30 protein-coding genes are annotated in these 26,255 nt (G+C 62.4%); 11 read left to right on the forward strand and 19 right to left on the reverse strand.

Annotated elements, in window-relative coordinates:
• Positions 1–324, reverse strand: a 324-nt coding sequence (locus tag NKG60_RS29105; RefSeq protein WP_352669692.1) for a hypothetical protein, incomplete at its 3' end; no start/stop codon positions are given.
• Positions 325–930: 606 nt separating this feature from the next.
• Complete coding sequence (locus tag NKG60_RS29110) at positions 931–1,839, reverse strand: hydrogen peroxide-inducible genes activator (protein ID WP_352669695.1); 909 nt, start codon at positions 1,837–1,839, stop codon at positions 931–933.
• Between the two features lie 148 nt (positions 1,840–1,987).
• Here NKG60_RS29110 and katG point away from each other — a divergent pair, with 148 nt between their 5' ends.
• Positions 1,988–4,186, forward strand: coding sequence for a catalase/peroxidase HPI (katG, locus tag NKG60_RS29115; RefSeq protein ID WP_352669698.1), 2,199 nt, complete (start codon positions 1,988–1,990; stop codon positions 4,184–4,186).
• A gap of 79 nt (positions 4,187–4,265) precedes the next feature.
• Here katG and NKG60_RS29120 read toward each other — a convergent pair whose 3' ends face one another.
• Positions 4,266–4,943 (reverse strand): MIP/aquaporin family protein, encoded by a 678-nt coding sequence (locus NKG60_RS29120; protein WP_352669701.1) that lies wholly within the window; start codon positions 4,941–4,943, stop codon positions 4,266–4,268.
• A 290-nt stretch (positions 4,944–5,233) separates the two neighbouring features.
• Between NKG60_RS29120 and NKG60_RS29125 the strand changes: the two genes are divergently transcribed.
• From NKG60_RS29125 to NKG60_RS29135, 3 genes are all read left to right on the forward strand, one after another.
• Positions 5,234–6,523, forward strand: a complete 1,290-nt coding sequence (locus NKG60_RS29125) for an RsmB/NOP family class I SAM-dependent RNA methyltransferase (RefSeq protein WP_352669703.1) — start codon at positions 5,234–5,236, stop codon at positions 6,521–6,523.
• A gap of 145 nt (positions 6,524–6,668) precedes the next feature.
• Complete coding sequence (locus NKG60_RS29130) at positions 6,669–7,127, forward strand: PaaI family thioesterase (protein WP_352669706.1); 459 nt, start codon at positions 6,669–6,671, stop codon at positions 7,125–7,127.
• Positions 7,128–7,281: 154 nt separating this feature from the next.
• Entirely contained in the window at positions 7,282–7,944 is a 663-nt protein-coding gene (locus NKG60_RS29135; protein WP_352669709.1) for a 5'-methylthioadenosine/S-adenosylhomocysteine nucleosidase, read from the forward strand.
• On the opposite strand, the gene NKG60_RS29140 is transcribed toward NKG60_RS29135, so the two are convergent.
• Positions 7,916–8,242, reverse strand: a complete 327-nt coding sequence (locus tag NKG60_RS29140; RefSeq protein WP_352869264.1) for a hypothetical protein — start codon at positions 8,240–8,242, stop codon at positions 7,916–7,918. The two genes, NKG60_RS29135 and NKG60_RS29140, sit on opposite strands and share 29 nt — an antisense overlap.
• 71 nt (positions 8,243–8,313) lie before the next feature.
• On the opposite strand from NKG60_RS29140, the gene NKG60_RS29145 reads away from it, so the two are divergent.
• Together NKG60_RS29145 and guaA are read left to right on the forward strand one after the other, a co-directional pair.
• On the forward strand, positions 8,314–8,847 hold the full coding sequence (locus tag NKG60_RS29145) for a MarR family winged helix-turn-helix transcriptional regulator (protein ID WP_352669715.1): 534 nt from the start codon (positions 8,314–8,316) through the stop codon (positions 8,845–8,847).
• Positions 8,848–8,902: 55 nt separating this feature from the next.
• On the forward strand, positions 8,903–10,465 hold the full coding sequence (gene guaA, locus NKG60_RS29150) for a glutamine-hydrolyzing GMP synthase (RefSeq protein WP_352669718.1): 1,563 nt from the start codon (positions 8,903–8,905) through the stop codon (positions 10,463–10,465).
• Between the two features lie 229 nt (positions 10,466–10,694).
• On the opposite strand, the gene NKG60_RS29155 is transcribed toward guaA, so the two are convergent.
• Genes NKG60_RS29155 through NKG60_RS29185 form a run of 7 tightly spaced genes read right to left on the reverse strand, consistent with a single transcriptional unit; the run spans position 10,695 to position 15,591 of the window.
• Complete coding sequence (locus NKG60_RS29155) at positions 10,695–11,927, reverse strand: multidrug effflux MFS transporter (protein ID WP_352669720.1); 1,233 nt, start codon at positions 11,925–11,927, stop codon at positions 10,695–10,697.
• A complete protein-coding gene (locus tag NKG60_RS29160; protein WP_352669723.1) occupies positions 11,924–12,913 on the reverse strand; it encodes an aldo/keto reductase in 990 nt (329 codons plus the stop codon). The genes NKG60_RS29155 and NKG60_RS29160 overlap by 4 nt, the downstream gene beginning before the upstream one ends.
• A 39-nt stretch (positions 12,914–12,952) precedes the next feature.
• Positions 12,953–13,321, reverse strand: a complete 369-nt coding sequence (locus tag NKG60_RS29165) for a DUF2255 family protein (RefSeq protein ID WP_352669726.1) — start codon at positions 13,319–13,321, stop codon at positions 12,953–12,955.
• An 18-nt stretch (positions 13,322–13,339) separates the two neighbouring features.
• On the reverse strand, positions 13,340–14,356 hold the full coding sequence (locus NKG60_RS29170; protein ID WP_352669728.1) for a zinc-dependent alcohol dehydrogenase family protein: 1,017 nt from the start codon (positions 14,354–14,356) through the stop codon (positions 13,340–13,342).
• 2 nt (positions 14,357–14,358) lie between these two features.
• Positions 14,359–14,826, reverse strand: coding sequence for a cyclophilin-like fold protein (locus NKG60_RS29175; protein ID WP_352669730.1), 468 nt, complete (start codon positions 14,824–14,826; stop codon positions 14,359–14,361).
• Positions 14,827–14,837: 11 nt separating this feature from the next.
• Entirely contained in the window at positions 14,838–15,164 is a 327-nt protein-coding gene (locus tag NKG60_RS29180; RefSeq protein ID WP_352669732.1) for a carboxymuconolactone decarboxylase family protein, read from the reverse strand.
• 22 nt (positions 15,165–15,186) lie between these two features.
• A complete protein-coding gene (locus NKG60_RS29185; RefSeq protein ID WP_352669735.1) occupies positions 15,187–15,591 on the reverse strand; it encodes a (R)-mandelonitrile lyase in 405 nt (134 codons plus the stop codon).
• A 131-nt stretch (positions 15,592–15,722) separates the two neighbouring features.
• Between NKG60_RS29185 and NKG60_RS29190 the strand changes: the two genes are divergently transcribed.
• The 3 genes from NKG60_RS29190 to NKG60_RS29200 are packed head-to-tail and all read left to right on the forward strand — an operon-like array spanning position 15,723 to position 17,491.
• Positions 15,723–16,616, forward strand: coding sequence for a LysR family transcriptional regulator (locus NKG60_RS29190; protein WP_352669738.1), 894 nt, complete (start codon positions 15,723–15,725; stop codon positions 16,614–16,616).
• A 34-nt stretch (positions 16,617–16,650) separates the two neighbouring features.
• Positions 16,651–16,869 carry an amidohydrolase family protein gene (locus NKG60_RS29195; protein WP_352669741.1) on the forward strand — a complete coding sequence of 73 codons (219 nt, stop codon included), beginning with the start codon at positions 16,651–16,653 and terminating at the stop codon, positions 16,867–16,869.
• Between the two features lie 16 nt (positions 16,870–16,885).
• On the forward strand, positions 16,886–17,491 hold the full coding sequence (locus tag NKG60_RS29200) for an amidohydrolase family protein (protein WP_352669844.1): 606 nt from the start codon (positions 16,886–16,888) through the stop codon (positions 17,489–17,491).
• A gap of 211 nt (positions 17,492–17,702) precedes the next feature.
• Here NKG60_RS29200 and NKG60_RS29205 read toward each other — a convergent pair whose 3' ends face one another.
• The 8 genes from NKG60_RS29205 to NKG60_RS29240 all read right to left on the reverse strand — a co-directional run bounded on the left by NKG60_RS29205 (position 17,703) and on the right by NKG60_RS29240 (position 23,852).
• Positions 17,703–18,074, reverse strand: coding sequence for a helix-turn-helix transcriptional regulator (locus NKG60_RS29205; RefSeq protein ID WP_352669744.1), 372 nt, complete (start codon positions 18,072–18,074; stop codon positions 17,703–17,705).
• A 675-nt stretch (positions 18,075–18,749) separates the two neighbouring features.
• Positions 18,750–19,001, reverse strand: a complete 252-nt coding sequence (locus tag NKG60_RS29210; protein WP_352976302.1) for a hypothetical protein — start codon at positions 18,999–19,001, stop codon at positions 18,750–18,752.
• Between the two features lie 41 nt (positions 19,002–19,042).
• Positions 19,043–19,579 carry an RNA polymerase sigma factor gene (locus tag NKG60_RS29215; protein ID WP_352669750.1) on the reverse strand — a complete coding sequence of 179 codons (537 nt, stop codon included), beginning with the start codon at positions 19,577–19,579 and terminating at the stop codon, positions 19,043–19,045.
• A 9-nt stretch (positions 19,580–19,588) separates the two neighbouring features.
• A complete protein-coding gene (locus tag NKG60_RS29220; protein WP_352669753.1) occupies positions 19,589–19,819 on the reverse strand; it encodes a YgaP family membrane protein in 231 nt (76 codons plus the stop codon).
• Positions 19,820–20,301: 482 nt separating this feature from the next.
• A complete protein-coding gene (locus tag NKG60_RS29225) occupies positions 20,302–20,847 on the reverse strand; it encodes a dihydrofolate reductase family protein (RefSeq protein ID WP_352669756.1) in 546 nt (181 codons plus the stop codon).
• A 103-nt stretch (positions 20,848–20,950) separates the two neighbouring features.
• Positions 20,951–21,373, reverse strand: a complete 423-nt coding sequence (locus NKG60_RS29230) for a dihydrofolate reductase family protein (RefSeq protein WP_352669759.1) — start codon at positions 21,371–21,373, stop codon at positions 20,951–20,953.
• Positions 21,291–21,587 carry a dihydrofolate reductase family protein gene (locus tag NKG60_RS29235; protein ID WP_352669761.1) on the reverse strand — a complete coding sequence of 99 codons (297 nt, stop codon included), beginning with the start codon at positions 21,585–21,587 and terminating at the stop codon, positions 21,291–21,293. Before NKG60_RS29235 ends, NKG60_RS29230 begins: the two co-directional genes overlap by 83 nt.
• Positions 21,588–21,818: 231 nt before the next feature.
• On the reverse strand, positions 21,819–23,852 hold the full coding sequence (locus NKG60_RS29240) for a N,N-dimethylformamidase beta subunit family domain-containing protein (RefSeq protein WP_352976305.1): 2,034 nt from the start codon (positions 23,850–23,852) through the stop codon (positions 21,819–21,821).
• Positions 23,853–24,076: 224 nt separating this feature from the next.
• Here NKG60_RS29240 and NKG60_RS29245 point away from each other — a divergent pair, with 224 nt between their 5' ends.
• Both NKG60_RS29245 and hisD read left to right on the forward strand, forming a co-directional pair.
• Positions 24,077–24,850: an SDR family NAD(P)-dependent oxidoreductase gene (locus NKG60_RS29245; protein ID WP_352669765.1), complete on the forward strand. Its 774-nt coding sequence runs from the start codon at positions 24,077–24,079 to the stop codon at positions 24,848–24,850.
• 80 nt (positions 24,851–24,930) lie between these two features.
• Positions 24,931–26,253 carry a histidinol dehydrogenase gene (gene hisD, locus NKG60_RS29250; protein ID WP_352669768.1) on the forward strand — a complete coding sequence of 441 codons (1,323 nt, stop codon included), beginning with the start codon at positions 24,931–24,933 and terminating at the stop codon, positions 26,251–26,253.
• The last annotated feature ends 2 nt before the right edge of the window (positions 26,254–26,255 follow it).

A 26,255-nucleotide genomic window follows, 5' to 3' on the forward strand; every position in this document is an offset into this window, starting at 1 on the left:
CTCACGGACGCCGCGCTGCATAACCTCTAGCTCCGCTCGTGCTGCGGCCAATTCGCGGCGTAAAGCCTCCTCATGCTCGCCGAGCGGCGTTTGCGCGCCCTCCTTGAGTGCCTGTGTTTCGCTGAGCACCAGCTCTCTAGATGTATGGGATCCGAGCGCGCTCGGTTGTGACTTGCCCGGTTCTTTGCCGACCTCGGTGTGTTCGGAAACCACGACCGACGAGCTGTCGTTAGCCGTGGCAACCGCTGGCGCTTCGGGCGCCAACTGACCATTTGCCGGAAATGCCAACAGCAGAACGAGGCATAACGGAATGAGGGACGGCATGGCGTTACACCCCCTGCCGCGTATCTCATGAAGTAAAATCAAGGGCCGTCGTTTAATAAAGGTGAAGTCACAGCGGAGGGATTTTGACCTGGTACTCTGCGCATGATTCATCACTGAACCTCACCGATCGCGGCCCTCACCGCTATTGTATTCTCCACTTACTGCACGCCGCGGCACCGTGGATGCCGCATCAAAGATCAATGCTAGTGAAGCACCCTCGGCAACGCCAAAGCACGGAATTGCGCGCAAAGGCTGTTTCCTATTTCCTTAGTTGTCATCATTCGAACAAACGGAACTTTCGGCTTTCGGGATGACCATCTTCCCTACCCAACGGCGCAAAGCAGCCATTCGGGTCTGCGAAGGTCGACTTCGGGTCAACACCAAACTTCCGCTGGATGGTACGGCGTACCTCACCCAGCCAGTACCGCCGCCTCCAACTCGCGGATGATCTTCGCCGGCTCGATACATTCATCGTGCCGGACCTTGGTGTGGAGCCGCATGGCGGCTTGCTCGCAGCCCGGAGCAAGGATTCAAGGATTAAAGCCGTTCCTTTCGAAGGGGCTTGCGGGTTGGCTTGGGGCTAAAACCGCATCCTTGACCCGCAGCTCACGCTGCCAGCACCGCCGCATCCAGCCCGCGGATGATCTTGGCCAGCTCGACGCATTCGTCGTGGCGCACCTTGTTGCGCCGCCAGGCGAGGCAGATCGTGCGTTGCGGCATCGGCTCCTGGAACGGCACGATCTTCAAGTCGGGGATAGTGCTGGCCGGCCCTGCCGCCATTTCCGGGATGAGCGTGACGCCGAGCCCGTGCGCCACCATCTGTAAGAGCGTCGTCAGGCTGGTCGCGCCGTAGCTTGCCATCGCCACCGGCCGCACGCTGCCGCAGACGGCGAGCGCCTGTTCGCGCAGGCAGTGGCCTTCCTCCAGCAGCATCAGCCGCTCCAGCGCCGGGCTTTCCGGCGGCACCGGCGGCGAGGCGAAGGCGGGATCGCCGGCCGGCACGGCCAGGAAGAACCGGTCGGAGAAAAGTTCCTCGGTGACAAGGCCCGGGTAGTCGAGCGGCAGTGCGGCGACGAAGGCGTCGAGCTTTCCCGAGCTGGTGTCGTCGACCAGCGACGCGGTCACCGCCTCGCGCAATTCGAGTTGCAAGGCCGGGAAATGTCGTTTCAGCTCCGGCAGCACATGCGGCAAGAGATAGGGCGCCACCGTCGGGATGATGCCGAGCCGGAAGCGGCCTTCCAGCGCCGGGCGGCCGCGCCGGGCGGTCGCCTCGACGTCGCGGACGTCAGCAAGAATGCGCTCGATGCGCGGCAGCAGCGCCTGCGCCTCGTCGGTCATGCGCACCGCCTTGCCGCCGCGCTCGAACAACCGGCAATTGAGCCGCAGCTCCATCTCGGCGATCTGCGCGGACAGCGCCGGCTGGCTGACGCCGGCGAGTTTTGCGGCGCGGCCGAAATGCAGCGTCTGCGCCAGCGCTTCAAAATAATGCATCTGCCGGACGGTCAAACCGATCATAAGGAAAACCTATCAGAATAAACAGCAAAGGCAATTTGTCTTTATCGGCCGGGCAGGCTAGTCTGGAACCATTCCAGAATGGCGCGGCCGCTGGCCCTGCCCGGAAAATCAACAAAATCCCGGAAAATCAACTAAATCGGAGGCAAAGATGGACGCGAAAACCGACGACAACAGCGCCGGCAAATGCCCGGTCCCACATGGATCGGCCAGGAGGGGCAACCGTGACTGGTGGCCGAACCAGCTCGATCTTGGCGTCCTCCACCAGCAGTCCAGCCTCTCGGACCCAATGGACGAGGACTTCGACTACGCCAAGGAATTCAAGAGCCTCGATCTCGATGCTGTGATCAGGGACTTGCACCAGGTGATGACCGATTCGCAGGATTGGTGGCCGGCCGATTTCGGCCATTACGGCCCGCTCTTCATCCGCATGGCCTGGCACAGCGCCGGCACCTATCGCATCGGCGACGGCCGTGGCGGCGCCGGCGCCGGCCAGCAGCGTTTCGCGCCGCTCAACAGCTGGCCGGACAACGCCAATCTCGACAAGGCGCGCCGGCTGCTGTGGCCGGTCAAGCAGAAATACGGCAGGAAAATCTCCTGGGCCGACCTGTTGATCCTCACCGGCAACGTCGCGCTGGAATCGATGGGCTTCAAGACCTTCGGCTTCGCCGGCGGCCGCGCCGATGTCTGGGAGCCCGAGCAGGACGTCGACTGGGGGTCGGAAACCAAGTGGCTCGCCGACGAGCGCTATTCCGGCGACCGCGAACTTCACGGCCATCTCGGCGCCGTGCAGATGGGGCTGATCTACGTCAACCCGGAAGGGCCGAACGGCAAGCCCGATCCACTGGCCGCGGCACGCGACATCCGCGAAACCTTCGCCCGCATGGCCATGAACGACGAGGAAACCGTGGCGCTGATCGCCGGCGGCCACACTTTCGGCAAGACCCACGGCGCCGGTGATGCATCGCTGGTCGGCGCGGAGCCGGAAGGCGCAGGCATCGAGGCGCAGGGCCTCGGCTGGTCGAGCAAACATGCCACCGGCATTGCCGGAGACGCCATCACCTCGGGCCTCGAGGTGACCTGGACCACGACGCCGACCAAATGGAGCAACAACTTCTTCGACAATCTGTTCAACTACGAATGGGAGCTGACCAAGAGCCCGGCCGGCGCCCATCAGTGGACGCCGAAGGGCGGCGCCGGTGCAGGCACCGTGCCCGACGCGCACGATGCCTCGAAGCGCCGCGCGCCGGCGATGCTAACGACCGACCTCGCGCTGCGCGTCGACCCGGCCTATGAGAAGATTTCGCGGCGTTTCCACCAGAATCCGGATCAGTTCGCCGATGCCTTCGCCCGCGCTTGGTTCAAGCTGACCCATCGCGACATGGGCCCGGCCGTCCGCTATCTCGGCCCACTCGTGCCGAAGGAAGAGCTGATCTGGCAGGATCCGATACCGGCAGTCGATCACGAGCTGGTCAACGACCAGGACACCGCCTCGCTGAAGGCGAAGATCCTGGCCTCCGGCCTGTCCGTTTCCGAACTGGTCTCGACCGCCTGGGCCTCGGCCTCGACGTTCCGCGGCTCCGACAAGCGCGGCGGCGCCAACGGCGCCCGCATCCGCCTGGCGCCGCAGAAGGACTGGGAGGTCAACCAGCCGGCGCAGCTGGCCAAGGTGCTCGAGACGCTCGAAGGCATCCAGAAGGGCTTTAACGCTTCGCAGTCCGGCGGCAAGAAGATCTCGCTTGCCGACCTGATCGTTCTCGGCGGCGTCGCCGCCGTCGGGAAGGCGGCCAAAGACGGCGGCCATGACGTCAAGGTGCCGTTCACGCCGGGCCGCATGGACGCCTCCCAGGAACAGACGGACGTCCAGTCCTTCGCCGCGCTCGAGCCGAAAGTCGATGGCTTCCGCAATTATGTCAGGGGCAAGCCGCCGATGTCGGTCGAAGCGATGCTGGTCGACCGGGCGCAGCTGCTGACCTTGACGGCGCCGGAGATGACGGTGCTCGTCGGCGGGTTGCGGGTGCTCGGCGCCAACACCGGCCAGTCGAAGCACGGCGTGTTCACCGACAGGCCGGGCACGTTGACCAATGATTTCTTCGTCAACCTGCTCTCTATGAACACGGTCTGGGATCCGGCCGGCGGTTCCGATGAAGTCTACGAAGCGCGCGACCGCAAGACCCGGGCGGTCAAGTGGACCGGCACCCGCGCAGACCTCATCTTCGGCTCGCACGCGCAATTGCGTGCGCTTGCCGAGGTCTACGGATCGGCGGACGCCGGGCAGAAATTCGCCCGGGATTTCGCCGCTGCCTGGACCAAGGTGATGAACGCCGACCGTTTTGACCTCGCGGCCTGATCCGGGCACGCGAAGTTCTCGACGCAACAAAAAAGGCGCGGGCCTCGACCCGCGCCTTTTTCGTTGGGCTTGCGAAAAGTCAGTCCTTCTCGAAGATGCCGGCCTTGGCGACGACGCCGGCAACGGCGCCGCCGATCAGCGGCGCGACGATGAACAGCCACAGCTGGCCGATCGCCGCAGTTCCCGAAAACAGCGCCGGTCCGATCGAACGGGCCGGGTTGAGCGATGTGCCGGTCACTGGAATGATGGCGAAGTGCAGGCCCGCCAGCGTCAGGCCGATTACGAGGCCGGCGAAGGCCGTGGTGTGCTTGGCGTTGGTGACGCCGAGGATCACCGTGACGAAGGTGAAGGTGCCGATCAGCTCCCACAGGAAGGCCGAGCTGACGCCCCATTTCGTCACGTCCCAGCCATTGGCGCCGAAGCCGCCGGTGTGGCCGCCGACCTGTCCGGAGACGATGATCCACAGTGCCAGCGACGCGATGATGGCGCCGATGACCTGCGCGATCCAATAGGGAATGACGTCCCTGGCCGGCATCCGCCCGGCGAGGAAAACGCCGAGCGTCACCGCCGGATTGAGATGCGCGCCCGAAATCGGGCCGATCGCATAGGCCGCCGCGATCAGGCCGATGCCGAACGCCAGACCGATACCTTCCTGGCCAAGCGGCAGCGCGCCGCCGAAGCCGCCCGTTACAACCGAAGCCGTGCCGATGAACACCAATAGAAACGTGCCTAGAACTTCCGCCAGATAAGTTTTCATTGCCCTCTCCTCGTATCGACCCGCGGCATCGCATTTTTCTGCGACGCGAATCACCGCGCAAAGAGTATTCGCAACCGCAAAAGTTGCAAAGCAGAGCGGTTGCACCTGCCGTCGTGCTTGTGCGTGTCAGTTGCGCGCTTTAGAGCGGCATGCGTTCACTTGAGCGCACAATGCACGCTCTAGCCACTTTGGAACCCACGTATCGTGCTTTCCGAAAATCGGTTTCCGATTGTCGGGCCGATGCGATAGAGCAGGGCCGCAATTAGTTTGCTGAGTAATGGAAGACGACAATGAGACTGGGCGGGCGGCTGGCGGCAGCCATCGAAGTGCTTGACGACATTGGCCGGCGCCACCGGCCGGTGGCCGATGCGCTGAAGGACTGGGGCCTGTCGCACCGCTTCGCCGGTGGCGGCGACCGCGCCGCGATCGGCAACATCGTCTATGACGCGCTGCGCCGCAAGCGCTCGGCCGGCTGGCTCTTGGGCGAAGACACGCCGCGCGCCATCGGCTTCGGCGCGCTGCTGCTCGAATGGGGCCAGACGGCGCAGTCGCTGAACGAGGCGCTCGAGGGCGACAAGTTCGCGCCGCCGCTGCTTACCGCCGACGAACTGACAACGCTTGCAGCTCGCCGGCTTGCCGACGCGGCGCCGGCTGTCAGGGCAGACATCCCCGACTGGTGCATACCGCTGTTCGAACGGGCGTTCGGCACGGCCTGGGTGGAAGAGGGTGCCGCGCTTGGCACTCGCCCGCCGCTCGACCTCAGGGTCAACACGCTGAAGGCCGATCGCGCAAAAGTGCTGACGGAATTGGCGGAGACCGGCGCCAAGCCTGCGCGGATCGCGCCGCACGGCATCCGCATCCCGCCGATCGAAGGCGACGGGAGGCACCCGAACGTACAGGCCGAGCCGGCCTTCCAGAAAGGCTGGTTCGAGGTTCAGGACGAGGGTTCCCAGATTGCGGCCGAACTGGCCGGCGCCGAGCCTGGCATGCAGCTGCTCGACTTTTGCGCCGGCGCCGGCGGCAAGACGCTGGCGCTGTCCGCGGCGATGGACAATCGCGGCCAGATCTTCGCCCACGACGCCGAGAAGGCCAGGCTGGCGCCGATCTTCGACCGCATACGCCGTTCGGAAAACCGCAATGTGCAGATCGTCACCAAGCCGGCCGAACTCGCGCCGCTCGGCAAGCATATGGATATCGTGCTGATCGATGCGCCTTGCACCGGTAGCGGCACCTGGCGGCGCCGGCCGGATGCCAAATGGCGGCTGACTCAGAGGCAGCTCGACGCCCGCAAGGGCGAGCAGGAGACGATCCTCGACGCCGCCAGGGACTTCGTCAAACCCGGCGGCCTGCTGGTCTACATCACCTGTTCGGTGTTCGACGAGGAAAATGGCGACCAGGTTTCGGCCTTCCGCGACCGCCATCCCGGTTTTGTCCCGGTCGATCACCGCCAGCTTTGGGACAGCCGTTTTGCGGGCCACGAAGCGGCAGTGCGGATTGGCGCTGCGGGCGGCATTTCGCTGTCGCCTTTGCTGAGCGGCACCGACGGCTTTTACTTCTGCGCGCTGCGCCGCGTCGGCTGAACGGTTGCCGGATGTCGCCGATCTCGCTTCTTATCAGCAGGTTTAGCCAATTGCTGCAGTGCAGCATTTGCGATTGCCTGCCGCCCACCCCTCTGCGATAAATGCCTTTGCAATAAGATTTGCCGAGAAACGAAGGGCGACGGCCATGGCAGCAAAGATCGTTCCTGCTCCCGATTACGAGGACCGCGTCAGGACGTCCTTCGCGCGCCAGAACGCGATGATGACGATTGGCGCCGAGCTGACGCTGGTGACGCCCGGCATTATCGAGATCGAAATGCCCTATTCGACGGCACTGACGCAGCAGCACGGCTTTCTCCATGCCGGCGTCATTTCGACGGCTCTCGACTCGGCCTGCGGCTATGCGGCATTCTCGCTGATGCCGGAAAATTCCGGCGTGCTGACCATCGAGTTCAAGGTCAATCTGCTGGCGCCCGGCCGGGGCGAGCGCTTCCTGTTCCGCGGCTCGGTAACCAAGCCCGGCCGCACCATCATCGTCGCCGACGGACAAGCCTATGCGTTCGCCACCGACGGCGAGGCCAAGCTGATCGCCACAATGACCGGAACGATGATGACAGTGCTCGGCCGCGACGGTATCGAGGGGTGAGGAGCGGTCCGCGCAGCGGACGAAAAGCCCCTAAATGGGCTTTTCGAGCGACGAACGCCCGGAGCCATAGCGAAGGGCCGGGGACCGGTGAGGGCACGTCGCCCTTCTTACCTTCCGGCTCCGGTGGTAGGGCCAGAAAAAGGAGTAGATCGTCGTGACCGGTAAAGTGTCTCGCCTGTCCGGCAAGTCCGTTCTCTTCGTCATGGCGGCCGAAGCCGAATACGGCCCACATCTGCAGCGGCTGTTCACACCGCTGATGACCGGCGTCGGGCCGGTCGAGGCCGGCGTCAGGCTCGGCGCGGAACTGTCCCGGCTGAGCGTCGAAAAGGCGCTGCCCGATCTCGTCGTGTCGCTCGGTTCGGCGGGCAGCCGGACGCTGGAGCAGACCGAAATCTACCAGGCCGTGTCAGTTGGCTACCGCGACATGGACGCCTCGCCATTGGGGTTCGAGAGGGGCGCCACGCCGTTCCTCGACCTGCCCGTCAGCGTGCCGCTGCCGTTCAGGATACCAGGCATCAGGCCGGCGACGCTGTCGACCGGCGCGGCAATCGTCACCGGCGCCGCTTACGACGCGGTCGCCGCCGACATGGTCGATATGGAGACCTTCGCCTGCCTGCGCGCCTGCCAGCTGTTCGACGTGCCGTTGATTGGCCTGCGCGGCATTTCCGACGGCGCGGCCGATCTGAGACACGTCGGCGACTGGACCGAATATCTGCACGTCATCGACGAGAAGCTGGCCGCGGCCGTGCAACTGCTGGAACGGGCGATCGCCTCCGGCGCGATCGACTTCAAGCTTGTTGGGGCGGCAGGTTCTTAGCGTTGCCGAACAGCACGCCGATCATCCTGAAGCGAACGGCGTTGTCGCGATTGACGTAAGTGACTGACCCGGGCTCGTGATCGAGGGTCCAGCGTCCGGTCGCGCCGGTGTCCCAGTCGGCGACATAACCGTTATCGAGCATCCACCAGCGCCCGCTTCGCGCCTCGCCATCGTCGAGCAGCATGTGCGCGTCACCCTCGCTTTCAAAATAGACGTAAGCCTCCTTGCCGTTTCGTTCCAAGACATGGGTCATGCCCGGAATGAGCATCGCAAGGGTTTCCTTCTGAAGTGCTGCCATGATTTCCTCCTGAATTGAAGTCGCCGATTGCCTTGACCGGCATCGCCACTTAGAGTGAACTAGTAGTCAAGATGCTTGACTATCTATCGGGCGAGAAGAATTTGGTCAAGAGCCTTGACGAAAAATCCGAAAAGCTGCCGGATCACATAGGTTGGCGGCTGTGGCAGGCGAGCCGCGCCTGGCAGACCGAATTCGCCGCGGCGATGCGCGCTGCCGGCCATCACTGGTTCACCGAAGCGCGTGCCGGCCTGCTTGGACACATCCCGCGCGGCGGCATGCGCCAGTCGGCGCTGATCGAGCGCTCGGCGATCTCAAAGCAGGCGGTTCAGCAATTGCTCGACGGCTTGGAGACGGAAGGTGTGTTGCAGCGTCTGCCCGATCCGCAAGACGGTCGCGGCAAGCTTGTTCGCTACACGCGCAAGGGCCTGGACGCCCTGCGCGATGGCGACCGCATCAAGCTGAAGATCGAACGGAGCTATGTTGCCCGGCTTGGCCATGAGCGCTTCGCGGCGCTGATGGGCGCCTTGCGGTCACTCGATAAAACGCAAACTGATGCATTGGACAAAGCCTCTGGCGTTCAGGACGACGCGCCGGAATCGAAGTGACCGCGCGACCTCACAACCCATTGCGCCGACTCGTTTCTTTCTCTAAACGCTCGCCATGAAAACAGCCAATCATCCCGACACCGTCCTGATTGTCGATTTCGGCAGCCAGTTCACCCAGCTGATCGCCCGGCGCATCCGCGAGGCTGGCGTCTTTTCCGAGATCGTGCCCTTCCAGTCGGCCGAGGCGGCGTTCAAGCGCATCAATCCGAAGGCGGTGATCCTGTCCGGCGGTCCGGCCTCGACCGGCGACATTGGCAGTCCGCGCGCGCCGCAGATCGTCTTCGATGCCGGCGTGCCGGTACTCGGCATCTGCTATGGCCAGATGGCGATGTGCGTGCAGATGGGCGGCGTCGCCGAAAGCTCCGATCATCGCGAATTCGGCCGCGCCTTCGTCGAGATCGCCAAGGACAGCCCGCTGTTCGAGGGCCTGTGGGCGCCTGGCCAGCGCCACCAGGTGTGGATGAGCCATGGCGACCGCGTCATCACCCTGCCGAAGGGATTCGAGGTGCTGGGAAAATCGGAGGGCTCGCCCTTCGCCATCTTCGGTAATGTCGAACGCAAGATGTACGGTCTCATGTTCCACCCCGAAGTGGTGCACACGCCGGACGGCGCCAGGCTGCTCCAAAACTTCGTCCACAACATCGCCGGCATCGAAGGCGACTGGACGATGCGCGCCTACCGCGAGCACGCGGTCGAGACGATCCGCAAACAGGTCGGCAAGGGCAAGGTGATCTGCGCGCTGTCGGGCGGCGTCGATTCCTCGGTCGCGGCCCTGCTGATCCACGAGGCGGTCGGCGACCAGCTCACCTGCATCCTTGTCGACCACGGGCTGATGCGCAAGGACGAGGCGGCCGGCGTGGTTGAGATGTTTCGCCAGCATTACAATCTGCCGCTGATCCTGGTCGACGCTTCGGACCGTTTCATCGGCGCGCTCGAGGGCGAGTCGGACCCCGAGAAGAAACGCAAGACCATAGGGCGGCTGTTCATCGAAGTGTTCGAGGAGGAGGCCGAGAAGCTCGGCGGCGCCGATTTCCTGGCACAAGGCACGCTCTATCCCGACGTCATCGAAAGCGTCTCCTTCAGCGGCGGTCCGTCGGTGACGATCAAGTCGCACCACAATGTCGGCGGCTTGCCCGAACGCATGAACATGCAGCTGGTCGAGCCGCTGCGCGAATTGTTCAAGGACGAGGTGAGGGCGCTCGGCAAGGAGCTCGGCCTGCCCGACAGCTTCATCGGCCGGCATCCGTTCCCCGGTCCCGGTCTCGCCATCCGCTGCCCGGGCGGCATCACCCGCGAAAAGCTGGAGATCCTGCGCGAGGCCGACGCCATCTATCTCGACGAGATCCGCAAGGCCGGCCTCTACGATGCCATCTGGCAAGCCTTCGCCGTGCTGCTGCCGGTGCAGACAGTCGGCGTGATGGGCGACGGCCGCACCTACGAATTCGTCTGCGCGCTGCGCGCCGTCACCTCGGTCGATGGCATGACCGCGGATTTCTACCACTACGACATGGCATTCCTGGGCGCCGCCGCCACCCGCATCATCAACGAGGTGCGCGGCATCAACCGCGTCGTCTACGACGTGACGAGCAAACCACCGGGCACCATCGAGTGGGAGTAGGGGGAGAACGGCGGCAATAGCGTAGTTTCGGCGGCGATTTGCGTTGCCGTTTTGATGCCTTTCACTCCGTCCCGACGCCCGTTGAGCCGCATTGGGTTCCATCTCGAATTTGCAGGTCCGATCTGAGTCCGATCCTCGGGCGATGTAAAGCAGCTTCAGAGAGTGAGAGGGCAGTAGCGTAGAATGGCGCACACATAGGCGGGTCTGCTTCTCGACCCTGAGAGAGCTACTACCCGCTCCGAGCAATCTTCCTCGCCAGCACCACACTGACCAAACAACCGATGCCAGCCAGCGCCATGACGCTGCCCATTGGAACTGGCGTTCCGTTGGCAAGAACCCCGACTAGCGCTGAGCCTACCATTCCGCTCCCGTACTGGATCGCGCCGACAACTGCAGACGCTGCTCCGGCGCGTCGCTGTACACTCGACAAAGCGCCGGCGACTGCGTTGGCCAGGATGAGTCCGTTCATCGCTGTGAACAAAAACTGCGTGACGATCAGGCTGACAACGCCGCCGATGCCAGTGGCGGTAACCAGCGCAAGAGCAGCACCAAACGCCGCAGCCCCCACGGCACCTGCCAAAAGCATGCGATCGCTGCCAAAGCGAACGACGAGGCGCGAATTGATGAAGTTTGTCGCCATCAAGCCCAGCACACCGGACGAGAATACAAGTCCGTAAAGCTCGGGGCTGAGGCCATGGTAGGCGATATAGGCAAAGGCGCCGCCGGCGATGTTGGCGAATACGCCCACGTAGTAGAAGCCCACCGCCGCTGCATAGCCAACCAGCACGCGGTTGCGCAGCACCTCGCCATAGCCGGCGACGGCCTGCACTATGGTGTCGGAGTGACGCTCCGCGCGCGGCAGCGTCTCGGGGACGGTGAGGATGGCAAGGGCCGTGGCGGTACCGATTGCCACGAGCGTCCAGAAGATGGCCTGCCAAGAGGACACCGCGAGAATCTGTGCACCGACGCTCGGTCCAAGAAGTGGCGCGACCACCATCACCGTCATGAGTGTCGAGAGCACCTTGGCGGCGCGATCCCGCTCATAGAGATCCCGAACCATCGCGCGAGCCAGGGCGACGCCGGCACTGGCGCCCAGCGCCTGGACGATACGCCAGCCGATGAGTTGCCAAGCGTCGGTCGACAGTGCGCAGCCTGCCGAGCCTATGACGAAAATGACGATACCCAGCGCTACCGGTCCGCGACGGCCAAAACGATCACTGACCGGGCCCCAAAATAGCTGCCCGAAACCAAAACCGAGCAGGTACCCGGAGATCGCGAACTGCAAGGTTCCCTCGCTTGTTCCGAGGGCCACCTGCATGGTGGGCAGCGCAGGAAGAAAGAGGTCAGTCGAGATCGAGGCGAAACCGAGTAGTACCGCCAGAATGAACAGCAGCCGGAACCCGCCAGGTTCGGCCGGCCCGGCAATCGACTGTGATCTCCCATCGGCTTGAGCGCCGCTCACAGCCCGGATCGCTTCAGCATTGCTTCCGGGTAGCGGTCGCCTTCGATCTTGATCGAGGCAGAGGCAGTTTCGATCTCGGCGAGGTCCTCAGCCGAGAGCCGCACCTCGAGCGCGCCGATGTTCTCTTCGAACCGCTCGAGCCTGCGTGTACCAAACAGCGGTACGATCCATGGCTTCCTGGCGAGAAGCCACGCCAGCGCTACCTGTGCCGGGGTGGCTCCAACGCGCTCGCCGACAGTGCGGATCAGGTCTACCAGCGCCTGGTTGGCCTGAAGTGCTTCCGGCGAGAAGCGCGGAATCTTGCTGCGGAAGTCCGCTTCGCTGAGCTGGGTGTTGACGTTGATCGTCCCGGTCAGAAAGCCTTTGCCGAGCGGGCTGAACGGGACGAGGCCGATGCCAAGCTCCTCTATCGTAGGAAGGATTTCCTTCTCCGGATCTCGCGTCCACAACGAGTACTCGCTCTGCAGTGCCGTCACCGGCTGAACGGCATGAGCTTTCCGGATCGACTGGGCGCCTGCCTCCGACAGGCCAAAATGCAGCACCTTGCCCTCGGCAATCAGGTCCTTCACGACGCCCGCAACGTCCTCCATCGCCACGTCGGGATCGACCCGGTGTTGGTAGTAGAGATCGATGTAGTCGGTCCGAAGCCGCTTGAGGCTGCCCTCGACCGCACGCCGGATCTGCGTCGGTTTGCTGTTGACGCCGCCATAATGCTCCCCGGTATCCTGATTGATGTCCCAACCGAACTTGGTCGCGATCTTCACCGTGTCGCGCATGCCGGCAAAGGCCTCGCCGACCATGATCTCATTGGTCCAGGGCCCGTAGGACTCGGCCGTATCGAAGAAATCCATGCCTCGGTCATAGGCGGCGCGAAGCAGCGCGATCATTTCCGGTCGATCGGGAATGTCACGCGACTTGCCGTAACCCATCGCGCCCAGTGAAAGGGCCGAGACCTCGAAATCTTGTCCGAGTTTACGCTTCTGCATTTTGATCCTCCGTCGTCTCTAGGCTAGAGCGAGTTCCAGTCAGGAAAGTGGGGCAATACGGACTGTCGCAGCTCGGGCGCGCGGTCCGATCATGTGTGCGAGGTAGCTGCTCCAGCCGTACTTGGCGCGGTAAGCATCGTCGATGCGGTCGTTGACCACACCGTCGACGGTTACGAAGGCGACATCCTTGATGAGGCCGGCAGAGGTGATGCGTCCGGCCTTCTGTTTGACCGCCGCTTTGTACCAACGCGAGGCCGTGCCGTTGTAGGCGCGCACGTAGAGTTCACCATCGACAACCACCGACCAGATCCAGGTCAGGGTGCCATACGTTTTTCCATCGTCGCGAAACGGTGCGATATGCAGGTCGTCTGCATCAGCGATGCGGTCCAGCTCTTGTTCATTCCACATGCTTGTCACACCTCCCGCTCACGTGCGCAGGAGCGTCTTGATGGCGCGGCGTTCATCCATGGCGCGGTAGCCTTGGGCCGCGTCCGCCAGTGGGAGTTCGAGATCGAACACCTTGCCGGGGTTGATCTTGCGGGTGAGGATCAGGTCCATCAGGTGCGGCAGGAAACGGCGCACCGGGGCAGGACCGCCGATCATGCCGGTCTGCGAGAAGAACAGCGACTGGCCGTCGAACTGCACGCCGTGCGGTACGCCGACATAGCCGATTATTGAACCAGGCCGCGCGCAGTTGATCGCCGTCTGCATCGATTCCTGGGTGCCGACGCATTCGAGCACAGCATCGGCGCCGATGCGCTTGGTCAATTCCTTGACGCGGACGACACCGGCATCGCCACGCTCGGCAATGATGTCGGTGGCACCGTATTCGAGCGCCAGGTCCTGACGCGTCTTGTGCCGGCTCATGGCGATGATCCGCCCGGCGCCAAGTTGCTTGGCGGCCAGAACGCCCATCAAGCCTACGGCGCCATCGCCGACGACGACCACGGTCGAGCCCGACTGCACGCGTGCTGCATCGGCCGCATACCAGCCCGTGCCGAGGACATCGGAAGCCGCAAGCAGGCTGGGGATCAGGTCGTCCGACGGCATTTCAGACGTTGCGATCAATGTGCCATCAGCGAGCGGGACCCGCGCCAGTTCGGCCTGGCCGCCGGTCATGAATTCGCGCTGCTCGCACGACGACTGGAAGCCATGGCGGCAATGCGGGCAGGTGTTGTCGGAAAGGACGAACGAGCCGACGACGAACTGGCCCGGCTTGACCGTCTTCACCTCGCTGCCCACCTCGACAACGACACCGCAATATTCATGGCCCATCGCCATTGGAGCCTTGACGTCGTTGAGGCCACGGAATGGCCACAGGTCCGAGCCGCAGATGCAAGTCGCCGACAGCCGGATGATGGCATCGGTTGGGTTCAGGATTTTCGGTTCGTCGCGCTCTTCCACGCGCACGTCACCGGGGGCATAGAGCATTGTTCCAAGCATGTTCAGTTCCTCAAGAGTTCGATGGTCACGTCCGCGCTGCCGGGCTTGAGCAACGCCTCGAAGCCCTCCTCAATCCGGCCCAGTCTCACCAGGCCCGCCGAGTAGCGGAAATCTTTCTGGAAGAGGGCCAGGTTGCCCCAGGGCGCGTAGTACGTGACATCGCCTGCCTTGGGCGTGATCCCTTCGGGCGCACCTTCGGTACTCAGCTTCTCGGGCAGACCTGCGATCTTTTCCGTAGACGCGTAATCCTCAAGCGTCAGCGTGAGCGGCAACTGGGCGACGAGGCCACGCGTTGCGGCGCTATCTTCAAGCGTCGCGCTGACAAGCGTTCCGTCGAGCGTGAACTTGATCTTCATGGGACCGCCTTCCTCTTGCGCGGAGGCCGAACCCGCCATTGTCAGCAACCCAGCGGTCAGCACGACGCCCAGAGGTGCTCGCATGCCGCGAATGGTTGGGTGGCCTTGTTTCATGTCGTCGTCCGCTACACGCCAGCTTCTTCGAACACGCGGCGGGCAATGCCCAGCGCGGTGCTCGCAGGCGGCCAGCCCGCGTAAAATGCGAGATGTGTTATGGTCTCGACGATCTCATCGCGCGTCACGCCGTTCTCGAGCGCGCGCTTCAGATGGAACGGCAACTCGTTCTGCCGGTAGTTCGAGATCAAACAGGTGATGGTGACGAGGCTGCGGTCGCGCGGCGAAAGCCCCTCACGCTTCCACACATCGCCGAAAAGGACTTCATCGGTGTATCGCCCCAGCGCGGGTGCGATGTCGCTAAAAGGGTTCTTTGCTGGTGCGGGTGTGTCGGCCATAACTACCTCCTTTCGTTTTTGGCTACTTGCTTGACGCGGCGTACTGCCCGTCGGTGACCTTCTCGAGCCAGTCGACGGCCTTACCGTCCAGGATTTCGTGGACCGCGAGATGGGTCATGGCGACGTCTGGGGCAGCACCGTGCCAGTGCTTCTCGCCCGGCGGAAACCAGACGACATCGCCAGGCCGGATTTCCTCGATGTCCCCGCCCCAGCGTTGCACGCGCCCGAGGCCGCCGGTGACGACCAGGGTTTGGCCGAGCGGATGGGTATGCCAGGCGGTCCGAGCGCCAGGCTCGAACGTTACGCTGGCGCCTTGGACACGTTCCGCGGCGTTGGGGTTGAACATGGGGTCGACACGGACTGTGCCGGTGAACCAGTCTGTCGGACCTTTTCCTGAAGGCCGCGAGCCTGCTCGCATGATGTCCATTTCGCTCTCCTTGGGAGAATTCCCACAATCGAGTTCGTCGAGGCCACGTTTCGCGCAGGGACAATCTAGGCGAACTGCTTACCGTGGATTAGTACGAGTAATCTGCATGTGGCTGTGAACAGGATTCAGCAATGGCGCGGAACAACATCAACGAAATGATCGGATTTCTTGCGGTCGCTCGGGAGCGGAGTTTCACCAAGGCAGCGGCGCAGATGGGGGTTACTCCGTCAGCCCTCAGCCACTCCATCCGTGGCCTAGAGGAGCGCCTCGACATCCGCCTACTGTCGAGAACGACCCGCGACGTCTCTCCGACCGAAGCAGGCGAGCGACTAATGCGGTCGATCGGACCGCACTTCGAGCAGATCGAGGCGGAGATCGAAGCCCTCAGCGAATTGCGTGACAAGCCGGCGGGCAACATCCGCATTGCCTGCAGCGACTATGTGATCGACACGATCTTCCGCCCGATGCTCAATCAGTTCCTGCGGACATATCCCGACATCAGCGTTGAACTTGCCATCGACAATGGCCTCACCAACATCGTGGAGCAGCGGTTTGATGCCGGGGTGCGTTTAGGGGAGGCACTCAGCAAGAACATGATCGCCGTCAGAATTGGGCCCGACTGGCGATTCACCGTGGTCGCGACGCCTGCCTACTTTGAACGACGCTCCAAACCCGAAGTCCCCCAAGACCTCACCAACCACCGCTGCATAAACATGCGCCTCACCACGGCCGGCGGAATCTATGCGTGGGAGTTCAAAAAGGACGGACGGGAACTAAACGTGCGAGTCGAGGGCCAGTTGGTGTTCAATAGCGTGGTGCCGGTGCTGAGGGCCGCGCTGGATGGTCACGGCCTCGCCTACGTGCCCGAGGATCTGACAAAACCCTACCTCGACAGCGGAGAGCTGGTTGAAGTGCTCGCCGACTGGTCGCCCAACTGGCAGGGGTACCACCTCTACTACCCGAGCCGCCGCCAGGCCTCTCCCGCTTTCACCGCCTTCGTAGACGCGCTCAGGTATCGCGGCTAAGCCTTAGCTGCCATCAAGCCCGGAGCCGACGATCTTGTCCGATCTCATCATTGACGCCCATCACCATCTCTGGCGCCTCGCTGATGGCGACTATCGGTGGCTGCAGGGCATGCCGGAACTCGTGCATGACTTCACCGTCGAGGACTATCTGCCGTTGCTCCGCGAGGCGGGCGTGAATCGCTCGATCATCGTTCAGGCGATCGAAGACGAAACAGAAACCGCCGGCATGGTGGCGTTGGCCCGGGGAGCATGAATGGATCGCGGGCGTCATTGGCTGGGTAGACCTCGTAAGACCTGACGCGACGGAGCGTTTGGGCTGGCTGACATCGCAGCCTGAAGTTGTCGGGATGCGAAACTGGGCAATGACGCGCTCTGATCCGCTTTGGTTGGCGAGCGCAGATTTAGATGATGGCTTTGCCGCATTGGCAGCCAGCCGCCTGACCTATGATGCATTGGTCAATTCGAGCAATCTACGAGCGTTGCGCGACCGGCTCGCGAGGACACCTGGACTGCGCGTCTGCATTGATCACTTCGCATACCCCCGCCCGGATTGGCCGCATGGTGGCCGCGAGGAGCAGGACTGGATCGGGCACCTGTCAGCGCTCGCTGCGGAAGGCTGTACCATCAAGCTCTCCGGTTTCGGCCACAAGGTAGACGGCCGGTGGCAACCCCACCTCTTCAGCCGCTATGTCGACATTGTGCTGGACGTGTTCGGCCCTGAGCAAACCATGTGGGCATCGAACTGGCCCACAGTGCTCACAGAGTGCAGTTTTCGCGATTGGTACGACGCCTCTCGCGACTGGACGGCAGGATTGAGTGTAGATGAACATGGGCAGCTCTTCGGCGGAACGGCGCGCAGTTTCTATGGCGTGTGACTAGACGCGCTGCCGTCGCCGAGCCCGCTTAGCTAGCGGAATCGGCCAGTAACTCCTCGAGCCCACCCACAAAGTGGACGTTTGCCGACATCGGCCTGCCCCAAACAAATCTTTGCGGTCCGTTCCGGATGGGCTCTCGGGTCTGAGGACGCTCTCACCACAGCTAGCGTTGGAAGCGCGTTAACACTGCGGTAGCCTCCAATTGCTCCGACTAGACGTCTGCCTCCTGCGCTTTCATCGGTCGCGTCTTCCGCTGACGGACATCCGGGCCAAGAGCAACCTTCGCGCGTCCGGCGAGAGAGGTCTGTCGGCGCTGTTCGAGCCACGCCTCCACCTCTTCCAGATCCCACACCACGCAACGGGGCGTAAGATTGAAGCGGCGTGGGAATTCGCCTCGTTTCTCCATCTCATAGATATTGCTGTCGGCGAGCGGGACTATCAATCTGAGTTCATGCCGCCTGATGGTTCGCGGCAGGCCGGTTAACACCGTTGCGGGACCGGCGTAGTCCACGGGACCGCTGTCCTCATCCTCTTGATATGGCATCATCAGGATGCGCACCCGCCTTGGTTTCTTCGAAGTCATGTCTATCCTCGTTCTGTAGTAGGAAGGAGGACAGGTACCGGGCTCGCGTTGGCGGGGTCGCAAAGAAGCTTTCACGGGGTAGGGCATCGTTCCAAGGGGCGGGCAGGGTGATACAAAGTCTCGAAGAATAGACTTCAGGATCCGAGCTTTCATTATCGTGCCCCGAACCCGCCTCGCAGCGGTCAGGGTCTGTGCCGTGGGCGACCCGGTGGCAGCCGTCCCGAGATCGTGATGAGCGTTGGGTGACGGTACTTTCGGAGGCGGGTTATGCTGCCCGCAGGGCGACGTGAGGGGCATAAATCGTCCGACCGGTCCCGATAGTTGGTGAAAGGTCAGAAATATTTTTGTGGTGATTTTCCCTTTAATATCAATACCGTAGCTTTTTAGCGGCCCCTGTGTCGGTTTTTCAGGCCGAAAACAAGAAAAAACCCAGCTAGATCAATCGTCGTAGCCCGAATGCGGTTCTGGGTGCGGCCCTGACGGCCGAGGCGCTCGCGAAACGTTTCGGACTTGATCCGAAAATGATCGGACGTCCCTCGCCCCTGTTTTTACTCCGCCACACTGGCCTGCTTTTGCTCCGCCGTTGACGACAAATGTTTTGCTCATGGGAATTTTCTTGTCAGTTGGATAGTCAATCATGACATTCAACACGCTGCGATCGTTACTGATGGTCATTCACGGTGCCGCATGGTGGCGTTTGAACTTACGGTAGGTTGTCTCGACGAGACCGATCGTCCAGCAGATGGGGCAACCGCGAAAAGCCACCATCGATACGCCAGCCAGGGCCGGCGAATAAAATGGATGTGGCCCAGAGATCGATATCGCGTAACTCAGAGCGCTGATGCCGACAATACCGCGGACCAGATGTTCGACAAGACCATTGCTGGCGAACATTGTCTTGGGCGAGGCGGTAGATGACAGGTTCATGGGTTCACAGAAATTTATCTCTCCAATTCATAGTGGTTCAATCAATCCAAGAGGTATTCACGTAGCAGGGCCCGGCTACGGTGCAGTCGACCCTTGATGCTCTCGCGGGTGAGGTTCAGTGAAGCGGCGACCTCGTCGATCGTCATCTCTTCGATATCGCGCAGTATGATCACCTCGCGGTAGTGTTCGGGCAGGGATTGGATCGCGCGTGAAAGGTCAAGCCGGAGTTCGTCCTGCGACAAACGTGCCAGGCGGTCCTCGTTGGCCGGATTCAGCAACGCGTCGTCCAGATTGTCCGGCTTTCCCATCGCGCGCATTGCCATGCGCAAACATTCGCGGCGTACCACGGCCAGCAGCCAGCCCGATATCGAGCCCAGTGCGCGCAGCGTTCCGACGCGGCGGTACAGTAGCCACAATGTCTCCTGCACCACGTCGTCAACGTCGTCGGAAGCGCTGCAGCTGCGCCGCGCATAGCGCCGAATGTCTCGCTGTGCGAGGTCCAGCAAAGCCAAGATGGCTTGCTTGTCGCCATTGCGCGCGTCGTCAACCAGAGCCAGGTCATACTTCGGCGTGTGCATGCGGCTGTCCTACTTCGCAGTGTCGAGGCAGCGGTTCGCGGCATCCAAGCGGCGGCCCGCCATGGCACACATGGGACAAAAACCGATGAAGCCGGTGAGCAGTGTGCTGGCGCCGACGCCAGCAATCGCATAGCCGATCATAAGCCCACTTAAGCCCAGCAAGCCGCAGGCGATCATAGCCAAACCGGCAACGACACGAACCGCGCGTTCCCATCCAGGTACATTCTTGACATAAAGCACGGTAAACCCTCCAAAGTTGCAAGCGCAACGGCACGCTCGAAAGGTAAGAGGGCTGGGAATGCAGTTTCGGTTCGCGTCGTTCTAAAAATATTTCAACTTAGCTGGAGCCACTTGCAATCAAAACGGGCCGCGAATTGCCGAATGCCAGCTAGTCATTTGCCTGCCGAGCGACATAGTGCAAGAATCCGGCGAATTTACCGTCCACGCCTTGCTCGAAGGCTGGTACAGCCACGTTGCCCCCATGATCACGGAGCAAAATACGCTGCGAGGCAATGCGGCCTTCGAGTCCGTACGACACAGCTCACCGACTATGCTGCCTTCGACAGGTTCAGTCGCGCGGTCGTAGCCATGGTTCGCGCTGGCCCGGAGGCATTGCGCCGAAAAAATTTGCGCTGCTAGATCAATACGTTACCATGACCGGAAATCATAGAGTGGGAGTGAGCTCAAATTCGGTCCGACGAACGTTAGGGTGTCGGTTGTGATCAGGCGGGAACGTACGCCAACCTGATCGCGTCCTCGCCAACCCGGTCGCTGGCCACCAGACGCAGCGGTGGCCGGGGGCCGGCGAAGAATGGCTTACCGCGACCAAGCACGATGGGACGGAAGTAGAGCCGGTACTCATCGATAAGGCCAAGCTCGGTCAGACTACCCGCCAGCTCCGGTCCGGCGACATCGATCTCGCCCTCGTGTTCGGCTTTAAGCGCCCTAACGAACCCTTTGAGATCGTCGTCCACCAGCGTCGCGTTCGGCCCGACCGACTTCAGGGTGCGAGAGACGACCCATTTCGGCTGCGCCCGCCAGGCCGCCGCAAAATCGCGCCCGACCTGGTCCTGTCCCGGCTGATCCTCGTCCCAATAGCGCATTACCTCGTACATGCGCCGGCCGTAGAGGCTGCCGGCGATCCCGCGCACATGGGCGTTGAAGTGGCGATGGAGCGCCTCGCCCGGCATCGGCAGCCCGGGCCCGCCCTCGGCGCCAGCGACATAGCCGTCGAGCGACTGCATCATTCCGAACACGAGCTTCGCCATGCACAGCCTCCTATCGGTCGACGACGATCCGAAGGGATCGCATTCATTCATACGTTGCCCATTACTTCGTCGGTTCGTTGGTTGCACACATTCTCTGACGTGTTCACGTTGGCCGGTAAATCTGCGCCACCGCGCCCCCCGGGAAGGCTTTCGAGCTCACCAGCTTGAGAGACATCGGCGCGGCGAGGTCGGAGAACAGTGGCAGGCCTTTGCCCAGCGCCACGGGGGCCACCAACAGGGCGAGCTGGTCGACCAATCCCTGGGCGACGAGACTGCGGGCGAAGCTCACTCCGCCGTGCGCGATGATCGGCTTGCCCTCCTGGGCTTTCAGCTTCGCGACTTCCTCCGCCAGGTCACCGCTCGCCACATAGGCCTCCGCCCAACTTTCACCACCGGGCTGCAACTTCGCCGGCTGTCCGGTTCCCGCGTTGACGGCGCGCGCCTCATCCAGCGCCGCCGTCGTGTTCCCGTTCTTCAGGAACTCCGGTCCCTGTCGTGAGAAGACGGCTTTGGGGATCTGGTTCATCGGCGCCGCGAACTGGTCGGTGGAGGTTCGGCCACCAGGCGGCCATGTCACGGAAGCTGCGGCTGCCCATGATGTGCAGGCTCGAGTTCCATATGAATTCTACGCCCCAGGCCTTCGCCTCTTGATCGGCGCCGAACATCCATGTGTTTCGGCCATCCAGGTCACTCACGAAGCCGTCGATCGAGATGGACATCTTCAAGATCAGGTCTCTCATCGCTTCTTCCTTGCGCGGGTGAGACCCAAGGACGGGCCAGATCGGTCAGATCCGACAATTCGTTGCGGGATAGTCCTACAATGCTTGCGCGCCGCCGAAGAAGGGATACCGAGCTTGCCTCGCCGGCGAGGGTGTCGTTGATGCCGCGCCAAATTCTGGTTCAGCGCCGTTCGTCAAAGCAGCGCACATGAAGGTTGCGGCTGAGGTCTTTCTGTAACGGCACCAATCAGCTTACTGATTTTCTCGGCCGGGTTCTCCTTTCGTAGCGCCGAGGCGGTTAAGCAGATTGAGCGTGATCCTGCCGACGTCGTTCATGGCGCCTGTAGATGGCAGCGCGCCGCACCAGGCAACCGAGCTTGCCGAAAAGATCAAGCCGCCTGCTGCGAGCTTTCGCAGGGTCATTTCGGCGCAGCGGCGGGCGATGCGTTGGGTATCCCCACCCTCATACCAGCGCGTCGGATCCTGGAAGAAGCTGTCGGGAAATCCGGTCGCACGCGCGATCACGACGGTGTCAGCGGACGTGCCGAGAGCTGGATCCGTCGCATCCACTTCGTAGCCCGCGGCACCGCCCAGCACGATGCCGTCGGTGCCGAAGGTTGCATTTTCAACGCCTTCGAACAGCCATGCGCATCCTGCTTCATGGCTTTCCTCAGTGCGCGTGAAGGGGTGCGCGCCTTCGAAGCCCATCAGTGAGATCGCGCCGCCGATCAGCGAGAATTCGCCTCGGCCGCGGGAGCGGAGATAGCCGCCTGGTTCGTTGGTGATCGACAGCGCCTGTTCGGCGACCGGGCCATCCCAGGTACGGCCTGCCTCCAGCGGCGAGCGCCGCAGCTCCATCAGGTCATCCTTGAAAGCCACAGTGGCAGCGAAGCCGTTTCCGCCGAGATAGGCGAGGCTGCCGCCTTCGGCCACAAACTGCCGCAGTGCCTGCTCCATCTCGATCGACATATATTCGGGGTGACTGCCGGTGACGACGGCCTGATGTCGACGCAGACCGTCTATGCCGCATTCGTGCAAATCGTGATCTGTCATGACGTCAAACACGATTCCATTGTCGTGGCAGAATCGGAGGAAGTGCAGATCGACCGGCAAATTGTGTGGGCAGCCGCAGAGCGGATAATCGTAATCGTCCCTGAGCGTCACTTTCGGCTTTTTGTAGGAGCAGATGGAAACACCGCTGAGGTCGGAATGGTAGTCGTAAAGAGATTTCAGATTGTTGGCGATCGCGAAGCGATGTCCCCGGTCGTCGCCTTTCCATTCATAAAGATGGTCGGGGAGATATTCGTCCGCATAGGCGAGATAGGTGGCCGTCGGCACGAGATACAACAGCGGCGACGAAACCTGTGAAGAGGTGACGAAGAACACCACGCGTTCGTAGCCTCCCTCCCATTCGATCTGGAACGCGTAGACGCCTGGGTGTGCGTTTTCAGGGATCGTCACGCGGTGCGATGCCGGCCACTCAAGCGGGCCGATGTCGTCGTCGTGGCAATGGATAGCGTCGTAGTGCGACGGCACCAAGCGAGGCTCGAAGCTCGATCCGTCCCAGCGTGCCGAAGTCACGCAGAAGGCTGGCTGATTGATCACATCTAGGAGCAGCGGATCTGCTCCGCCCGACGACAGGATCGGCGGCGTTCGCAACAGCGTCGGGAAATCCCAGGCAACAGTCCCCTGTGGGGTGTCGAGCCGGATCGCGGCAAATTTCGCGTTGAGGGTAGGTTCGTGGTGGGTGGCACTTGCGCCGAAATGGATGCCGCGCGCCTGGAGGTTCCGTAGAGGGCCGCCAAAACCTTCATGGAGTTCGTAAGGCGCGAGAAGATCATGGGATTTGATGCGCAGACGCGATTGTTCCTGCCGCAGATCCAACTCGACAGTGAGCCACACACCAGTTGGCGCCTTCCTCTCGACAAAGGTTTCGCCGCCGATTTCCACGACAAGTGCGCCGTCGCGGAGGCGCAGCCCGAGGGCGCCTGCCTCCAAGATTGTGCGCGCACTTTCGTTGCGCGTGAGGAACAGGTCAAAACATATGCCGTGGAGGGCTTGTACTTTGGCCAGTTCGCCGGCTCGCACGAACAGGAACGACCCCTGGTCGAAATGCCGACGCTGTGCTTCACCTATCGTTTCGATGGGCCAGGCGAGAAATTCCGGAGCCGGCTTGTCGAGCCGGCAAATTCGTGCGGCCTTTATCGGCCGATCGCATGACAGGCTGAGGCTGATCCGCTGGCCTGCTTTGGCACTCCAGGGGCTTGTATAGCCAACCACGCTCATCGCGTCGTGGTCTACTGCGCGCTTCATCTATCCCTCCCGATGAACTCCAGATGGGCTGTGGCGAACCACATAGACCGGTCGATGTCGGCCAGTGCGCTGCCGTGCCGACAAGCAAAGTTCCGCATGGCGCACTACAGCCATGATGTACATGCTTGTATAGATAAGCTGCATTCGGATAGTCTCGACGCGATCGGTTCAGGCGCGACATTAGCAAGGAGGATGACATGCGCAACGCATCTCTCTTCGATCTGTCAGGCAGGAAGGCGCTTGTAACCGGCGCAAGCCGCGGCATCGGGCGCAGCATCGCCGAGGCGATCAGCGCGGCTGGCGCCGACGTCGCGGTCACGGCGCGCAGCGTCGCCTCGCTCGAGGAGACGATGGCCGCAATCCGCACTGCCGGCGGGGTCGCGCATGCCATCGCCCTGGACGTCACCGATGTCGGCCGCTGCCGGGCGGCGACAGCCGAGGCCGGCAGCCTGCTCGGAGGTCTCGATATTCTCGTCAACAATGCAGGTACGGAAGAGGTCCGGCCTTCGCTCGATGTCGACGAGGCCTTGTGGGACAGGATTGTCGATACGAATCTCAAAGGCGCCTTCTTCTGCGCCCAAGCCGCCGCGCGGCAGATGAGAGACGCCGGACGGCCCGGCGTCATTATCAATCTCTGCTCGCTGACCTCCGAGGTCGGGGTTCCCACAGCGGTGCCGTACGGCTCGTCGAAATCAGGCCTCCTCGGCATGACGCGGGCGCTTGCGGCGGAGTGGGCCGATCTTGGGATCCGGGTCAACGCCATTGCGCCTGGCTATTTCAGGACAGCGATGACAGACGTGTTCTACAGCAACGAGGCATGGCAGCAATCGATGCTCGCCAAGATTCCCCAGCGCCGCTTTGGTGATCTCTCGGACCTGCACGGAATCGCGGTGTTCCTCGCTTCGGATGCGGCAGCCTACATAACCGGCCAGTCCATTCCCGTGGATGGAGGCTTTCTCGCATCGATTTGAAAGCTTCAGGGGCTGGAGACGTGTCCCAGAAGTGATCGACAAGCGCTAATCGTAATTGCGTTCTAAGAAAAGGAGCCGCCATGTCTGACGTCAGCTTCCACCGCCTGTCATCCCTCGGTGTCGATCAGCGGGCCAGTTTACTGAAACGCGCCGAAGGAGACCTGTCTTCCTTCATCGAAAAGGTCCGTCCAATCATCCAGGCCGTCAAGGATGAAGGTGACGCGGCGCTGCTCCGGTTTGCACGCGAACTCGACAAAGCCGATGTTGCCGACGGTGGACTGAAAGTTTCGGAAGCGGAGTTCGACGCGGCATTCGACAAGGTCGACAAGGATGTCGTGGAGAGTATCCGGTTCGGCATCGAGAATATCCGGCATTTCCACGAGGAGCAGCGCCCGGAAACGATGTGGCTCAAGGAAGTTCGGCCAGGCGCCTATGCGGGCGACCGATACACACCGATCGCTTCGGTCGCGCTTTATGTTCCGCGCGGCAAAGGCGCGTTCCCTTCGGTGACGATGATGACGTCGGTTCCGGCGGTGATTGCCGGGGTTCCCCAGATCGCGATCGTGACGCCTGCGACTTCGGACGGTTCCGTCGACGCGGCAACGCTGGTTGCTGCCCGCCTCGCCGGCGTGGAGACCGTGTACAAGTGCGGCGGCGCCCATGCGGTCGCCGCTGTTGCTTATGGAACCGAGACCGTGAAGCCTGCCGTCAAGATCGTCGGGCCGGGGAGCCCGTGGGTGGTGGCGGCAAAGAGCGTGTTGTCCCCGATCATCAACACAGGTCTCCCCGCCGGTCCGTCCGAAGCGATCATTTTTGCCGATGACAGCGTCGACGGCGGCCTGGCTGCTCTTGACCTGTTGATCGAGGCCGAGCACGGGCCGGATTCCTCGGCCTATCTGGTGACGCACAGCCGCAAGGTCGCCGAAGCCGCGTTGATTGCGATACCGGAACACTGGTCCCGGATGAGCGAACAGCGTGTGGAGTTCTCACGCGCGGTGCTGACTGGAAAGCGCGGCGGCATCGTGCTGACCGAGTCGCTGGAGGACAGCTACCGCTTCATCAACGACTATGCGCCGGAGCACCTCGAGATTCTGTCAACCGAGCCATTTGCGCATCTCGGACGTATCACAGAGGCCGCCGAGATCCTCATGGGACCGCACACGCCGGTGACCCTCGCCAACTTCGTCCTCGGACCCAATGCGGTGCTGCCGACCAGTCGGTGGGCGCGAACCTTTGGGCCGCTTTCCGTGACGGATTTCGTCAAGAGATCGTCGGTCGGCTATGTGACCTCGGCGGCCTATCCGGAACTCGCCCTGCATGCCCGCAGGCTCGCCCGCTACGAAGGGTTCAGCTCGCATGAGAACGCGGTTTCGGAGATCCGCGATCGCTATCTCGCCGGCTGAGC

The organism is Mesorhizobium sp. M1428 (genome assembly GCF_040317515.1).
Taxonomy (GTDB): Bacteria; Pseudomonadota; Alphaproteobacteria; order Rhizobiales; family Rhizobiaceae; genus Mesorhizobium.